We start from the raw sequence: 15,900 nt of genomic DNA, 5'->3' as shown, positions 1-15,900 counted from the left end.
ATGCCATGCTACAAACAAAATGCAAAGAAAAATAAAATATTTTTTTAAGTGTGGTTTATAAAAATTTACAATTGTGATTCAATAGGTAACCAACTTATTATTTTTGCAAATGCGCGACGCCAAAAATTGCTTTCTGGCTCATAGTCAATGCTATATTTTTTTTCATTTTCAATAAAATCCCAATAAATACGATTATTATCACCAAGACGCAGATGATAGCTCATTTCCCCTGTGGTTTCTTCAGAAAACAACAAATCTAATCTTGCTGTAATGGGAGCACATTCAAAAAGAATGCCCATTTCTGTATTTAATGATGCTGATCTTGGATCAAAATTTAAAGATCCAATAAAAGCTGTTTTACGATCAATTAAAAAAGCTTTGGCATGTAAACTTGCCTTACTCGATCGAAACAATCGTAACCCATGAGTATTGCCTTCCGCTTTTAATTCATAAAGATTAACACCACTTTTCAACAATGCCTTACGATACGGTACATAACCACCATGCACTAATGCGACATCAGTAGCAGCTAAAGAATTTGTCAGAATTTTGACATTAACACCCTTTGAAACCAAATTACTAAAATTCTGCGTGCCAACCTTACCAGGAACAAAATAAGGTGACGTAATCTGAACCGTTTTTTGGGCATTTCCAATAACCTTTGAAAGTGCCTTCATAAGCCAATTGCTTGCTTTTTTACGCAATGCTTTTTCTGGAGGGTCAGAAAGAACAACAACTTTGTCTGCTAAAAATAACCGCTTTCCTGTTTGGATAAAACAATTAAAGTTAATGTGCTCTTTGACATAATCTAAATAAACTTTTGCAACCGTGGAATCACGAAACTTTCGTAATTTATCTTTCCAATAGCTAAGATCACTTGCGCTTTTAGGAACAACCAAAGTATGAATTGGCAAAACAACAGCACTATTCCAAAAATCATCAAAGATACTTTCTACCTTTTTAACAGAGGGACCGATTAACATCAAATCTAAATCTCGAAAATGGGATTTTTTACCAGCATCAAAATAAGAATCTGCAAGATTACGTCCTCCTACAAAAGCGACCCTGCCATCAACAATAAAAGCTTTATTATGCATTCTACGTGTTACAGTAATTGCCCGTAATATAATTTCTAAACCACGGCGCAAACCACCTTTACGCGATCGCCCTGGATTAAACATTCTCACCTCAATATGAGGATGTTTATCTAGCGCAATATAAGCTGGATCACGTGCTTGAGCATTAATATCATCCAAAAGAAGCCGTACCCGAACACCCCGATCTGCTGCCTCAACTATTTCACTTAATAATAGGCGCCCCGTTAAATCATCGTCCCAAATATAATACATCAGATCAAGGCTACGCCCAGCCTCTGCTGCTCCTATTGCCCGAACACAAAACGCATCCAAATTGCTGATAATGAGGGAAAGGGCATCTTTATCAATCCCCAATCCATTTTCTTTCTCAGCTAATTGACTGACAATACGATCAAGCTTAGTTTCATCTTTCTGAATAGGCAACGCATAAGAACATTGCCCCCTAGCACTTTTCACAAAACGCCCATACGTATAAATTGCCAACATAGATGCAATAAAAAAAAAGAGGACAAAACCAATAACAATTTGTAAAAAAGGCAAAGAGGGCAAACTTTCTATTTTAAACTATCGCATCATCAGTAATGCAAACGATAACACTAATCACTTTATCTTAATCATGTAGCAGATAAAATGCCACTTTTTGCTTAAGAGAGTATAAATTTAATATTGATGACACAAAAATTTTAGCGGTAGTATTTAAAAGTTTTTAAAATGCCTCTCTGCTTTAATAAATGTAAACTTAACTAAAATTGTATAAATTGAAACAAACAATTAAAATAGTCACAATAAAATTTATATTTGATTTAAATCTCAAAATTATACTCTATAGATAAATTTTACAATAAATGATTGTTTTCTTAAGCCCCCCCACGGACTTTATCAAAATCCACTCTATTTTTTTGAAACTCATGCTTGTCATGAAGAGAGATTTGTTATGAATTTTACTTTCGTTCTTGATTTCTTATTGCTCTCAATTCTTCCATTTTTCTATAAAGTGTAGAGCGACCAATGTGAAGGCGGCGTGCAATCTCACTCATATGTCCTTTATAATGTTTAACCGCTTTCTCGATAATATCATGTTCCATCTCTGCAAAAGTACGCACATGCCCATCAGTATTCAAAAATTTTATCGATTCTTGTTCATCATCTTCTTGCATATTACCCTCAATGATATTGGGAACATTCATTAATGAATTTCCCATTAATTGCGGAAAATCTCGAACAGTTAATAACGGTCCTTCACTGAGTAAAATCGCACGAAATAAAAAGGTTTCAAGCTCATTTCTATTGCCAGGCCAATCATACTGCATAAGCAAGGAAAGAGCAGAGCCTGCTAAACCATGGACATGTGATCGCCCTGTTTCTGTAATAATGCGATCAATCAAACGTTGTGTGATCTCTGGAAAATCATCCCTTAATTCTCGTAAAGCAGGGACGCTAATAGACAAATGAGAAAATTGTTCAAACAAACTATGCAAAAAAAAGTTCTCATTAACCAAGTCCTTTAAACGCGATGTTGAAATAGCGATGATCCGGAAAGGAAAAAAATCTCCTTTTGTATCCCTTTCCCTTTCTTTAAGGTAATGAGCAAACCGTTTTTGCTGTATGGGCTCAAGTCGATCAATATCACAAAGGCAAAGTGTCCCTTTTTCAAGAGAAGAAACCAATGGCAGGAATTCTTTAAACCACTGCTGATTTTCTTCTTCTGGATCAACGATAGCTGAACATTGAAAGCGAATAAAAACACCCTCCGAGAATAATCCCTCATGATGAATAATCCGAGCTAATGTCTCACGTCCTGTTCCAGCTTCCCCCTCTATCAAAAGATTCTGTAAAGAAGTTGCTGCTTGTCTCGATTGTTCTAACACTATCTGCATAGCTCTACTTTTTACGCAAAGATCAGAAAACCGTAAATGATTCTCTTTTTTTCGCCGAATATCTCGCACCTCATGCTCCAAGGCAGAAATAAGAGCAAGGATATCCAAAGTAACTCTTACGCGTAATAATGTTACTGGATGGATCCAATAATCAATCGCTCCAGCTGTTAAAGCTTTCTGGAGTAAATGCTGATTCTCTTGTTGTGCTATAACGACAATAGGAACAGAAACACCAGCAACTCTAATCATTTTAATCAAATCGCTCACACTCAAATCACTCATAACGACATCAAGGAGTGCAAGCACAATGTTTTTACGCCTATGTAAAAGATCAATCGTACGGAGACCATTTTCTGCTTCAATGACACGATAACCAAAACCTCGCAGCATAGCAGAAAGTTCTATACGTCTTCCATAATCTTCACTCGCAACAAGAATGGGACCAACCATAATGTCAATAATCTCCTTTGAGACTACTCAGCAGCTTAATATAAAAATTGTTGTAAACCATAAGAAATATTTCACCTCTTGTGTTTCACTTACGAACTTTATCAAGCTGTCAATTAAATACAACATTAAGGCATTTTTTTCCATTTTTTTGCTTTTTCATTGATTTTCATCAAATTTTTCATATTGACTCATGAGGTAATTTAATAATGTTATAGAAACTAGAGAGCAAAATAATCTAAATAGAGTGCAATAAATGAAACATACCTATCATATTTTATGTCTTACAATCACCACCTTGCTGTTAAGTGCCTGTAACTTTTCGCAATATTATAACTCAAATATGCCAACTGGAATTGATGGAAAATGGATTGATGAGAATGGTATTATTTCTTCTTTCCACAATGGTGTTTTTGAAACGCATGCAGCAGATACAGAAGAAAAACTATCAGAAGGGACATATAATTATCTCAATGCTCAAAATATAGAAATTGAAATACGCTCTATTCTCCGTGGAACAATTTCTAGAGTCAATTGTACAATGTCATATGACGCCACACAACTTCTCTGCACCTCACATACAGGAGCTCAGTTTTTTCTTCAGAGAAAATCTTAACAAAGTACAAGGGAAGCCTCTCTTAAGAACAGAGGGAGCACATACATTAAGCAGGAGGCGATATCCTTTCTCCTCCTAATAGGAAATCCTCTCTAAAATATGCAAAGAGACTGTTACAATCTCTATCCATAGGATTTTTTAAACATTATGAAATGCGCAAAACACTCATTTTCTTCTACAAAACATAAGCAAACTCATTTCACAAAAAATTATAACTTTGTATCATTCAATCTATTTTAACCTAAAATAACATTTTTTTGGTAGGGAACTTTAATCTAAGCAGCGCCAATGCGCAAAAGATCATGAAAATGAACAATTCCTATCGGTTTTTTATCTTCAACCACAAAAAATGCACCAATCTGATGATCATTAATAAAAGCTGTTGCTGCACCAACAAGTGTATTTGGCTTTACAACTTTAGGAGCTTTGGTCATCACCTCGTCAACATTAAATTTTGATAAATTAAAATGAATGTTACGTGCAAGATCGCCATCAGTTACAATGCCGATTAGTTCACCTTCCTGATTCACAACACCAACACAACCAAAATGTTTTTTTACCAAAACATTCATCGCTTCAGTCATAGCTGTTCCCTGCATAACCAAAGGAATACTATCACCCTCATGCATAATATCACGCACATATTTGAGGCTTGCACCAAGAGAACCACCAGGATGATATATTTTGAAATCCGTTGCGGTAAAACCACGCATTTCTAAGAGAGAAACCGCTAATGCATCTCCCATTGCCAATTGCATAATTGTTGAAGTTGTAGGCGCTAAACCATGGGGACAAGCCTCTTCTATCTTTGGTAATAATAGCACAATATCAGCTTGTCGTCCTAACACAGAATGCTCACTTGATGTCATTGCAATAAGGGGGATACGAAAACGTGCAGCATAGCTCATAATGCCACTTAACTCTTGAGTTTCACCAGACCATGATAAAGCAAGAATAACATCATCAGATCCAATCATACCAAGATCACCGTGATTGGCTTCTGCAGCATGAACAAAAAAAGCCGGTGTTCCTGTTGAAGCTAAGGTTGCTGCAATTTTTGTCCCTATATGACCACTTTTCCCAAGACCAGTAATGACCACATGTCCACGGGCATTTCTAATAGTTTGAACAGCTGCTTCAAAAGAAGAAGAAAGACTTCCAAGAAGAGCTTCTTCAAGGGCTTTAAGCCCTTGCTTTTCACTTGCAAGTGTTTTAAGCGCCGATGCAACAGCACCTTGCAAAGCCACATGAGGAGATGGTCTGGTCATAATCAAATTCGATCAATAAAATTAAATGAGAAATCTACATCATTTTCAATTTTAATGGTTTCCAATAAATTTTTCAATGAGGCAGAAATGTGGCTGTGCATATCAGCGCGGGCTAAAGAAAATGCAACATTAGCTTCAATAAAACCAGCTTTAGAACCGCAATCAAAAGTGCGCCCTTCTAATTGCAAACCCCAAAAATTCTGTTCGTTTGAAAGCCGTATCATCGCATCTGTTAATTGAATTTCATTTCCTGCTCCTCGTTCTTGAGTGGAAAGAATATTAAAAATTTCTGGCTGCAAAATATAACGTCCATTGATATATAAATTTGATGGTGCCGTTCCTTGTGCTGGTTTCTCTACCATTTTTGTGATTTCAAAACCATTTGCAATCTGTTTTCCTTTCCCAACAATACCATATTTATGTGTTTCTCTAGGATCGCATTCCTGAACTGCTATAATATTTCCCCCACCCACCTTTTCATAAAGGCTCATCATTTCAGAAAGACAGCCCTTTTTCGCTTGTATCAACATATCCGGTAATAACAAAGCAAAAGGTTCCCCTGCAACTAATTCACGTGCACACCAAAGAGCATGCCCTAATCCCAAAGGTTGTTGTTGCCGAGTGAAAGAAGTTGACCCTGGTAATGGCTGTAAACGGTATAAATGTGCAAGATCTTCTTTCTTTCCACATTCAGCAAGTGTCGTATATAATTCAACTTGCTCATCAAAATAATCCTCAATAACGGCTTTGTTACGTCCAGTTACAAAAATAAAATGCTCAATACCAGCTTCCCTCGCCTCATCCATAACATATTGAATAACAGGTTTATCAACAACTGTTAGCATTTCTTTAGGAATCGTTTTTGTCGCAGGAAGAAAACGCGTACCAAGACCTGCTACTGGGAATACTGCTTTCCGGATTTTACGCACACTCACCCTCCTCAATGAATTCATATAACTTTTTTGTTTTATTTATCATATGTTTTTACGAAATGGTAAAAAAGATATCTTATTGTTTTGATTATCATTATAATGGGCAATCAAAAATGTAAAAAGAGTCTGAGAATTTATTGAAGGGATTAAAACGAATTATTTATTTCAGTTTTCTCCTCTTCTTGATCATATTATCGATTAAACTAAATACAAAATAAAGTTATTGCACATCTAATGAATTGAATATTAATGGGGATTTCAAAATGCAAAAAACAGAATTGAAGACTTTCTCTTTTTTAGAGAAGTCAATAGCTTGGAGAACTCTTCTCACTGGCTCTGCCGTTATTTTTTCTGCTTTTTTAATGTTTTTTGCACCCCTTTCATATGCTGACAGCGGATTTAAACATTGGATTCAAGAGTTTAAAAAAATAGCTATTGCTCAAAATATTACTCCTTCTACGTTTCATATGGCGTTTAAAGGTGTTAATGCCATTGATCCAGAAGTTCTAAAAAGCGCCGCATACCAACCGGAATTTGTTGCTCCTTCATGGAACTATTTCGATAATCGTGTCCATGATATTGCAATTGAGGAAGGACGGCGCCAAACTCAAAAATGGAACAAATGGCTTCTTCAAATTGAAAAACGTTTTGGTGTGGACCGCAATATTCTGCTTGCTATTTGGTCAATGGAAAGCAATTATGGGAAAGTTTTAACCAATAAAAGTGTAATGCGTGATACCATTCGCTCCCTTGCAACGCTAGCCTATGCTGATAAAAAACGTGCAAAATATGCATATACACAGCTGATTGCTGCTCTGAAAATTCTACAAAGTGGCGAAATTAACCGCTCTCAACTTACTGGATCTTGGGCCGGCGCATTGGGGCATACACAATTTATTCCAAGCAGTTATCTCGCCTATGCTGTTGATATGGACCAAGATGGACGGCGTGATATTTGGAACTCTGTTCCCGATGCTCTTGCTACTGCTGCTAACCTTCTCCATAAAAATGGCTGGAAACCTAATCTTATTTGGGGAGTAGAAGTAAAAGTGCCGCAGGGGAAAAACCTTCCTGAAGGCTGGTATTCCTTTGAACAATGGAAAAAATTAGGTGTAAAACACGCAAATGGGCATCCTCTTCCTACATTAGCTGAACAAGCAATATTAAAATATCCAGATGGAGAAAAAGGACCTATATTTTTAGTCACAAAAAATTTCTTTGTTCTGAAACATTATAATAATGCCGATCGTTATGCTCTTGCTGTTGCCCTTCTTGCTGATCGCATCGCTGGACATCCTGGATTGGTGCATGATTGGCAAAGACCTTTTCAATCTATTACTTTCCAAGAATGTAAAGAACTGCAATCGCGCTTAAGGGCACTGGGCTATTATAAAGGGAATGTTGATGGAAAAATCGGAACAGCCTCTCGCGAAGCAATTAAAGCTTTTCAACTCCGTCACGGACTAAAAGCAAATGGATATCCATCATCTCAAGTGCTTTTTCTCCTTCGCAAACAATAAGAGAGACTAAGGTTTTGTCTTCTTTTCGCCTGATATACTTGACATTATTGCTGTTTTCACTTTCTATTGTGGGGATCTTACAGCCATCCCCAAGTAAAGCAACGAACTTCTTCAAATGGTTGTCACAACAAAACAAACAGACACAGCAGCCACCGCAAATTATAGAACAAAAAATAGACAAGCCGCAAAAAAAGATCGTAACACAAAAAAACATACAAAAGCTAAAAAATGAGAATGCAAAGCGCATTCTTGTCATAGGGGATTTTGCAGCTTCTGCTGTTGCCGATGCACTTAAGAAGTCTTTTATAAATAATAGCGATATCGTTATCATGAACAACACAGTACCAGCTTCCGGCTTAGTTCGAACGGATTATTATTCTTGGCAAGGCAATATTTCTAAACTCATTGATCAAAATAATCCCGATGTTATTATCATGATGATCGGTGCAAATGATAATCAACCCATCACAGACTCTCATAACATGATTAACACAGATCAGTCAGAATGGATGCGCATCTACAAACAAAGAATTATCGAAATTGCTGAAAGTCTTCATGCCTCTGGAAAATCATGGATATGGATAGGTCAGCCTTCTTTTGGAAATGATCTTTTGACACAAAAAATGAAAATTTTTAATGCGCTCTATAAACAAGAAACCGAAACAGCAGGAGGGTATTTTCTCGATATCTGGAGCGGCTTTAGTGATGAAGAAGGAAATTTTTCTTTTTCAGGCTATGATATTAATGGGAAAATAACCAAATTACGCACCAATAATGGCATGTATTTCACCTCTGAAGGAAAGAAAAAACTTGCCTCTTATTTAGAAAAACCATTGAAAAATATTTTAAATTTTCATGCCTTTTCTCATGAAAATTCATACTCAACCGATAAAGCTATTCAAAAACTTATACAAGAGCCAAATAATCAAGAGTCAAGTAATATTATACGCCAGCCTCCAATGAGCCTCGATGATATGGTACAACAAAATACCCACCTTCTAGGCAGAAGAACGTCAAGTTTTATAAAAAAATCATGGTTTCCACCAAATGGGCATCAAAAAGATCGGGCTGATAATTTTTCTTTCCCATAATGTCTATTTAAAATACAAAATCTAATTTCCTCTATAAACAAAAAGCGAATAAGATAAAAAACTCTGTTTACAGAGCTATAATGCAGAGAGAATTTGCATAAATCGCAACCACATCCTTCCAAAGAATATGAAAACGGCATGGTGCTAACCATACCGTTATATCTTACAGACCACGTTTGTTAATCATTGCCTCTGGTAAAGGCATCCGTCCCCGAAAAGCTTTATAAAGCTCCTCTGGATCACGACTTCCTCCAGCGGAGTAAATAAAACGTTTCAACTTATCAGCAAGTTCTGAATTAAAAACATCTCCCGTTTCTTCAAAAGCCTGAAAAGCATCAGCATCAAGCACTTCTGACCACATATAAGAATAGTAACCAGCGGCATAACCATCCCCTGCAAATACATGCATAAAATGTGGAGGACGATGACGCATAATAATTGTATCTGGCATTTGTAACTTTTCCAATTCTTTATGTTCAAAAATTGTTGGATCAGTTACTGTTTCGCCTTGATGAAAAGCCATATCCACTAAAGCTGATGAAATAAATTCAACCGCAGAAAATCCAGCATTAAATGTCTGTGCTGCTAAAACTTTATCTATCAACTCTTGTGGCATAGGAAGACCTGTTTTTGTATGTATAGCATAAGATTTTAATATCTCTGGTACGGTTAACCAATGTTCGTAAAGTTGAGAAGGTAGCTCAACAAAATCACGTGAAACAGATGTTCCCGACACAGATGGCCATGTTACATCAGAAAGCAAACCATGCAATGCATGCCCAAATTCATGGAAAAGCGTACGTGCATCATCAAGTGATAAAAGAGCAACTTCCCCTTTGGGTGGTTTAGCAAAATTACAAACATTGTAGATAATAGGCTTTTGGCCGCCATCCAATTTATGTTGTGATTGCAAACTACTCATCCACGCACCAGAGCGTTTTGAAGAACGCGCAAAATAATCACCAATAAAATGCCCAAGCAAGCTTCCATCAGATTTCTTTACTTCCCACAAACGTGCATCAGGATGCCAAAGTGTAATAGAATTTTTTTCTTCAAATGTAATGCCAAAGAGTTTTTCTGCTACTCCAAAAGCTGCTTTAATCATACGATCAAGCTGAAAATAATATTTAATTTCAGCGCCATCGAAAGAAAATTTTTCAGTGCGAAGTTTTTCAGAATAATAACGCCAATCTGAAGCGGCTAAAGATTCATTGCTGCCCTGATTATTGGCAAAATTTTGTAATTCAATTTGCTCAGTAGAAGCCTTCACTCTTGCTCGCTCCCATACAGGCATAAGCAAATCCATAACTGAATCAACACTTTTAGCCATGGTATTATCGAGTTTTAAATCTGCAAAAGATTTATATCCCAATAATTTAGCTTGCTCATCTCGAAGCGCAACAATCTCTAAAATAATGGTTCGATTATCATTCTTGTTATTATTTTCACCACGTTTAGCCCAAGCTTGGAATGCAACCTCACGCAAATCACGACGATCAGAGAATTTTAAAAAAGGTTCAATAATCGAGCGTGCTAATGTTAATGCATAGGCTTCTTCATTGCCTCTTTCACACGCAATTTCCTTCATTGAAGCAATGAGATCTTGTGGTAAACCAGATAAGTCTGTTTGTTTTAAAAACAGAATCCATTCAGCTTCATCATTTAAGACATTTTGTCCAAAAGTAGCATTTAAAAAAGCAAGTCTTTCATTAATTTCCAAAAGCCGTTTCTTAGCTTTTTCATCGAGTTTTGCCCCATGACAAACAAACTTTTTCCACCATAATTCAAGAACACGTGTTGTTTCACTCTCAAATATGCCCAGCTGCGACTGTTTATAAAGCACATCTATTTTCGCAAATATCCGCGCATCCATCATCATTTTTGAAGAATAACGAGAAAGTTTTACAACGAACTCTTGCTCTAGCTGTTGAATTAATACATTCGTATGAGCACTGGTGCGTAAGAAAAATATCGAACAGACACGATCAAGCGCTTTGCCGCAAAGCTCAAAAGGCTGTAAAAAATTCTCAAGCGTTGGTGGTTCTTGCACCATCGCAATCGCCTCTAGTTCTTCTTCGGCTTCTTGAAGTGCCTGTTCAAAAGCGGGTTTAAAATCTTCATCACTTATAGAAGAAAAATCAGGAAGACATGAAAATCCCTTCCACTCCAGCACTGCTTCTTTTGCCATAATACTTTATATCTCCATTATAAATTTAAACTGTAACAATTATCTTTACAACACAAATTGATAACATACTAAAACTATCTCGTGAGTTTCAAAACTACCTTTCAAAACGCTATTGAATAAAAAACCTGAAAATCGCAAAACTGCATTAAAGAAATGATGGTAAAAATCAGAACTGATTTTTACATTTACGCTTTTATATTATCCTCAAATTAAGCTGTATTCTCGTTTTAGTGATTCAGAAACTTGTTTATAACTTATAATTTACCCTTGACTTTACTGCAAATATTAACAATTGGGAATATAGCTGGGGAGTTTTTTTAAATCTTCCATAAACTTTTGTTTTTATCTCATCTATTATCTAGATTTACAACTCTCCAACTCTTCAGGAGGTACTTTATCATGACTGAAATCAAAACGGCCTTCGACTTCAAAAATTTTTCTCCTGAAGCTCTTGCTGAAAAGTTAAAGAACCAGCATTTTGCAGACTCTATTGATATCATAAATGACCTCGATATCATGGAACGTGTAACTATTCTTAGTCTTCTGCCTCTTGATTATGTTATCGAACTTTTTGATAAACCAGAGCTTGAGCAACCTGCTGCCATCCTAGAACTTCTCCCTATAAATCGTGCTGTTGAAATTCTTGATGGCATGTCTGCCGATGCGGCTGCAGACGTCTTTCAAGAAATGGATAAAGAAACCCGCACACGACTTTATGCCTTGCTTAACCCCTTAACGCGCGCTGAACTTAAAAAACTCACCAGTTATCCTGACCATACAGCAGGGGCACTGATGACAACAGAATTTATAGCCGTTCCTTCAAACTGGACCATACAAAAAACTTTGGATCACATCCGTGAGGTCGAGCGGACACGTGAAACAGTTTATACCAGCTATGTAATTGACCCTAAAACAGGTACTCTTCTCAAAGCTGTTTCCCTGCGTAACCTTATTCTTGCCTCACCTGATGAACTAATTCTTAATGTCCCTACCCATGACTCGCCCATTACAATATCGCCCTTCACACATCATGAAGATATCGCACGCCTTTTCCAGCGCCATGATCTTCTCTCTGTGCCTGTAGTTGATGAAAGTAACCATGTCATTGGCATTGTAACCGTTGATGACGTGCTTGATACTATGGTCGATGAGATGAATGAAGATGCCTATAAATTTGGGGGTATGGAAGCGCTTAATAAGCCCTATATGCAAATTAAGTTTCCTGAAATGATGAAAAAACGTGGCGGATGGCTCGCTTTACTCTTTATCGGTGAAATGCTGACAGCAAGCGCTATGCAACATTTCGAAACAGAACTCGAAAAAGCGATTATTCTTACACTGTTCATACCTCTCATTATGAGCTCAGGAGGAAATTCCGGCTCACAAGCTACATCCCTTATTATCCGTGCATTGGCTTTACGTGAACTCACGTTGAAAGACTGGTGGAAAGTGATCATTCGTGAAATTCCAACAGGACTATCCCTTGGTCTCTTACTAGGAATTATTGGTGTTACGCGCATTGCTCTTTGGCAAAAACTGGGTATCTACGACTATGGCCAACATTGGATTGCTATTTCGACAACAGTGGGTACAGCTTTAGTTGGAATCGTTACCTTTGGTTCTCTTTCTGGATCTATGTTGCCTTTTATTCTTAAAGGTTTAAAATTTGATCCAGCAAGTGCTTCTGCTCCTTTTGTGGCAACTTTAGTAGATGTCATGGGCATTATAATCTATTTTTCTGTAGCTTCCCTCATTTTGTCAGGAACTCTTCTTTAAACATATAAAGTAAAAACTTTTTCTTCTGGAAAGATCTTATAATGTAACCTAAGATCTTTCCATAAGAGAATAAACTCTATTATTTGTTTTCTAACACACCGCTCCATAGATAATTTATTATTTTTTTTGAATAACAGCTCTGAATAACGTAAATTTACCTCATCATAAAGCTTCTCATATTAAATCGATTAAAGTCATCTTCTTGCCAGTCACAAACGAGATCGGTGTATGGCTAAAAACTATTCAAGAAAAAATAAAATACTTCTTATATCTTCTTTCTCGTATCAAAAACTGGCGCAATATTGACAGCTGAGAAAGAATAATAATGATAATGCTCAACAGCTTTATATTTTTTCACAAAGGCGTTAATAGTATACTATTCGCGTATATTATATCATTTATGAGCCCTATCATGGAATGGATGTAGTGTACGTTAAGCAATCTCTCTTAAGTACATGAATATGTAACAATAAGTATATTCTGTTTAAAGTGTTCTGTTTGGCATGAAAAGCATGCTCCTATTAGAGAATACGATTAACAAAAGTGTGAGTGGCAAGGCACTATCTCCATGGTTTAAAAGATATTACTTTAGATGCCTTTGAAAGCATAAATTGGATTAACGGCAAAGATGGACATTTTCTTTGGATGCCTTCATATTCTTTCTAAATAAGACTGTATTCTGGGTTCATAAATAAATCAAACAGATATAACTCTTGCCCAATCTGGCATACAAAAGCTAGAACTTCTTATAAAATTCTTAATCATCTCAATATTTACCTCAAATACACGGTTGCATTAGATCTGGATTTTGATTGACAAGTTATAGAATAAGAATGTTGTACAGTTGTCAATAAATTGGCTATGGATTGAGAGATATTCCGGATTTTTATCAATCTCTTTGCAAAACAACAACAATAATACGGCTAGCTTTATACTTACTCTTACAAGAGCTCATATAAATTCCTTGTGTCATATTGATAGAAATCAAGTTGACGGTGTTTTTTGGATAATTCTTAGCTCGAGAATAGAACATACGTACTATAAAAATCCTTTTACAAAGCTCCAGCAATTGAAGCTTAATAGAGCCTTAAAGACTTGGATAAATAGTTTTGCCATAAAAATATTGCCTCCATCTTCCAAAATTATAAAAAAACATGTAAAAGGTTTTTTAATAGTCAGGCAAAGAATGTAAAGACTTTGCCTCAAATGAAATTTCATTAAACGAAAAGAAGAAAATTTATGCAATTGCGTAACATTGCCATCATTGCCCACGTTGACCATGGGAAAACAACGCTTGTAGACGGACTTCTCAAGCAATCAGGAAACTTCCGTGATAATCAGCGTACAAGCGAACGTATGATGGATTCCAACGATATTGAGAAAGAACGCGGAATTACAATCCTAGCGAAAGTGACATCTGTTGTTTGGAAAGATACTCGAATTAATATTGTTGATACACCAGGACACGCCGACTTTGGTGGAGAAGTTGAACGCATCCTCAATATGGTTGATGGAGCCATTGTACTTGTTGATGCTGCTGAAGGACCAATGCCACAAACAAAATTTGTTGTTGGCAAAGCATTGAAAGTAGGATTGCGCCCTATTGTTGCTATTAATAAAATTGACCGACCAGATGCACGCGTTGATGAAGTCATTAATGAGGTTTTTGACCTTTTCGCTGCTCTTGATGCAACCGATGAACAGCTTGATTTTCCTATTCTTTATGGATCTGGACGCGATGGATGGATGGCTGAAGCCCCAGAGGGACCAAAAGATCAGGGATTAGGTCCTTTATTTGACCTTGTAACGCGGCATGTCCCTTCTCCTAGTGTAGCAGAAGGACCTTTTCGCATGATTGGAACTATTCTTGAAGCGGATCCGTTTTTGGGACGAATTATTACAGGGCGAATTCATTCTGGATCTCTAAAACCCAATCAAAATGTCAAAGTTCTTGGACAAGATGGAAAACTTTTAGAAACTGGGCGTATTTCAAAAATTTTAGCATTTCGTGGTCTAGAACGGCAACCTATTGAAGAAGGAAGTGCGGGTGATATTGTTGCGATTGCTGGTCTACAAAAAGGTACCGTTGCGGATACTTTCTGTGATCCAGCTGTCAATGAACCCCTTACTGCGCAACCAATTGATCCTCCTACTGTTACTATGAGTTTTCTTGTCAACGATAGTCCCCTTGCTGGAACTGAAGGCGATAAAGTAACAAGCCGTGTCATCCGTGACCGTTTGTTAAAAGAAGCAGAAGGCAATGTCGCTCTTAAAATTGAAGAATCTGCCGATAAAGATTCTTTCTACGTTTCAGGACGAGGAGAATTACAGCTTGCAGTTCTCATTGAAAATATGCGCCGTGAAGGATTTGAACTTAGTGTTTCACGTCCACGTGTTGTTATGCAAAAAGATGAAAATGGAATAACTCTTGAGCCAATCGAAGAAGTTGTTATCGATGTTGATGAAGAATATTCCGGTACTGTTGTACAAAAAATGTCTGAACGTAAAGGTGAAATGGTGGAATTACGTCCTTCTGGAGGTAATCGTGTCCGCCTTGTCTTTTATGCACCAACCCGAGGACTCATTGGTTATCAATCTGAACTTTTAACGGACACACGTGGTACAGCAATTATGAATCGCCTTTTCCATGCATATGAACCTTATAAAGGAGACATTGCTGGTCGTGTTAATGGTGTTATGATTTCAAATGACAACGGTGAATCTGTCGCTTATGCTCTTTTTAATCTTGAAGATCGTGGACCTATGATTATCGATGCGGGTGTGAAAGTCTATCAAGGTATGATTATTGGCATCCACTCACGGGATAATGACTTAGAAGTCAATGTGTTAAAAGGAAAAAAACTCACCAATATGCGCGCTTCTGGAAAAGATGAAGCCGTAAAGCTAACGCCTCCCATTAAAATGACGTTAGAACGCGCCTTATCGTGGATACAAGATGATGAACTTGTGGAGGTGACCCCTAAAAATATTCGTCTCCGCAAGCTCTATCTTGATCCCAATGAACGTAAACGTTTTGAAAAAACACGTGCATCAATTTCAAGCTAATTTTACAATCTCTTTGGTAAAA

Annotated in this window: 10 protein-coding genes; 5 read left to right on the top strand and 5 right to left on the bottom strand. The window is 36.9% G+C overall.

The window, feature by feature from the left end:
• Nucleotides 1–65: 65 nt before the first annotated feature.
• Nucleotides 66–1,637 carry a phospholipase D family protein gene (locus tag ACFIJL_RS04610; protein WP_375622969.1) on the bottom strand — a complete coding sequence of 524 codons (1,572 nt, stop codon included), beginning with the start codon at nt 1,635–1,637 and terminating at the stop codon, nt 66–68.
• Nucleotides 1,638–2,038: 401 nt separating this feature from the next.
• On the bottom strand, nt 2,039–3,424 hold the full coding sequence (locus ACFIJL_RS04605) for a sigma-54-dependent transcriptional regulator (RefSeq protein WP_375622967.1): 1,386 nt from the start codon (nt 3,422–3,424) through the stop codon (nt 2,039–2,041).
• Nucleotides 3,425–3,677: 253 nt separating this feature from the next.
• Here ACFIJL_RS04605 and ACFIJL_RS04600 point away from each other — a divergent pair, with 253 nt between their 5' ends.
• Nucleotides 3,678–4,037, top strand: coding sequence for a hypothetical protein (locus ACFIJL_RS04600; protein WP_375622965.1), 360 nt, complete (start codon nt 3,678–3,680; stop codon nt 4,035–4,037).
• Between the two features lie 275 nt (nt 4,038–4,312).
• Here the strand turns inward: ACFIJL_RS04600 and ACFIJL_RS04595 are convergent, their stop codons facing one another.
• A complete protein-coding gene (locus ACFIJL_RS04595) occupies nt 4,313–5,305 on the bottom strand; it encodes an SIS domain-containing protein (RefSeq protein WP_375622963.1) in 993 nt (330 codons plus the stop codon).
• Between the two features lie 2 nt (nt 5,306–5,307).
• Nucleotides 5,308–6,234, bottom strand: coding sequence for a UTP--glucose-1-phosphate uridylyltransferase (locus ACFIJL_RS04590; protein WP_375622961.1), 927 nt, complete (start codon nt 6,232–6,234; stop codon nt 5,308–5,310).
• A 266-nt stretch (nt 6,235–6,500) separates the two neighbouring features.
• On the opposite strand from ACFIJL_RS04590, the gene ACFIJL_RS04585 reads away from it, so the two are divergent.
• Nucleotides 6,501–7,757, top strand: a complete 1,257-nt coding sequence (locus ACFIJL_RS04585) for a lytic murein transglycosylase (protein ID WP_375622959.1) — start codon at nt 6,501–6,503, stop codon at nt 7,755–7,757.
• Nucleotides 7,758–7,771: 14 nt separating this feature from the next.
• On the top strand, nt 7,772–8,848 hold the full coding sequence (locus ACFIJL_RS04580) for an SGNH family hydrolase (protein WP_375622957.1): 1,077 nt from the start codon (nt 7,772–7,774) through the stop codon (nt 8,846–8,848).
• Nucleotides 8,849–9,011: 163 nt separating this feature from the next.
• Here ACFIJL_RS04580 and ACFIJL_RS04575 read toward each other — a convergent pair whose 3' ends face one another.
• A complete protein-coding gene (locus ACFIJL_RS04575; RefSeq protein ID WP_375622955.1) occupies nt 9,012–11,036 on the bottom strand; it encodes a M3 family metallopeptidase in 2,025 nt (674 codons plus the stop codon).
• A 399-nt stretch (nt 11,037–11,435) separates the two neighbouring features.
• On the opposite strand from ACFIJL_RS04575, the gene mgtE reads away from it, so the two are divergent.
• The gene (gene mgtE, locus ACFIJL_RS04570; protein WP_375622953.1) at nt 11,436–12,812 is read left to right on the top strand and encodes a magnesium transporter; all 1,377 of its coding nucleotides are present in this window, start codon (nt 11,436–11,438) and stop codon (nt 12,810–12,812) included.
• Nucleotides 12,813–14,051: 1,239 nt separating this feature from the next.
• The gene (gene typA / locus ACFIJL_RS04565) at nt 14,052–15,878 is read left to right on the top strand and encodes a translational GTPase TypA (RefSeq protein WP_375622951.1); all 1,827 of its coding nucleotides are present in this window, start codon (nt 14,052–14,054) and stop codon (nt 15,876–15,878) included.
• Nucleotides 15,879–15,900 lie beyond the last annotated feature (22 nt).

The sequence above is a fragment of the Bartonella sp. TT119HLJHH genome (assembly GCF_042193385.1).
Taxonomy (GTDB): Bacteria; Pseudomonadota; Alphaproteobacteria; order Rhizobiales; family Rhizobiaceae; genus Bartonella.
This window is presented reverse-complemented; position numbering and strand designations above follow the sequence as displayed.

What these genes read in the sequence shown, in the direction of transcription:
- mgtE (WP_375622953.1), top strand. Translation starts at nt 11,436, where the DNA reads ATGACTGAAATCAAAACGGCCTTCGACTTCAAAAATTTTTCTCCTGAA.
- ACFIJL_RS04600 (WP_375622965.1), top strand. Translation starts at nt 3,678, where the DNA reads ATGAAACATACCTATCATATTTTATGTCTTACAATCACCACCTTGCTG.
- ACFIJL_RS04575 (WP_375622955.1), bottom strand. Translation starts at nt 11,036, where the DNA reads ATGGCAAAAGAAGCAGTGCTGGAGTGGAAGGGATTTTCATGTCTTCCT.
- ACFIJL_RS04595 (WP_375622963.1), bottom strand. Translation starts at nt 5,305, where the DNA reads ATGACCAGACCATCTCCTCATGTGGCTTTGCAAGGTGCTGTTGCATCG.
- typA (WP_375622951.1), top strand. Translation starts at nt 14,052, where the DNA reads ATGCAATTGCGTAACATTGCCATCATTGCCCACGTTGACCATGGGAAA.
- ACFIJL_RS04605 (WP_375622967.1), bottom strand. Translation starts at nt 3,424, where the DNA reads ATGGTTGGTCCCATTCTTGTTGCGAGTGAAGATTATGGAAGACGTATA.
- ACFIJL_RS04585 (WP_375622959.1), top strand. Translation starts at nt 6,501, where the DNA reads ATGCAAAAAACAGAATTGAAGACTTTCTCTTTTTTAGAGAAGTCAATA.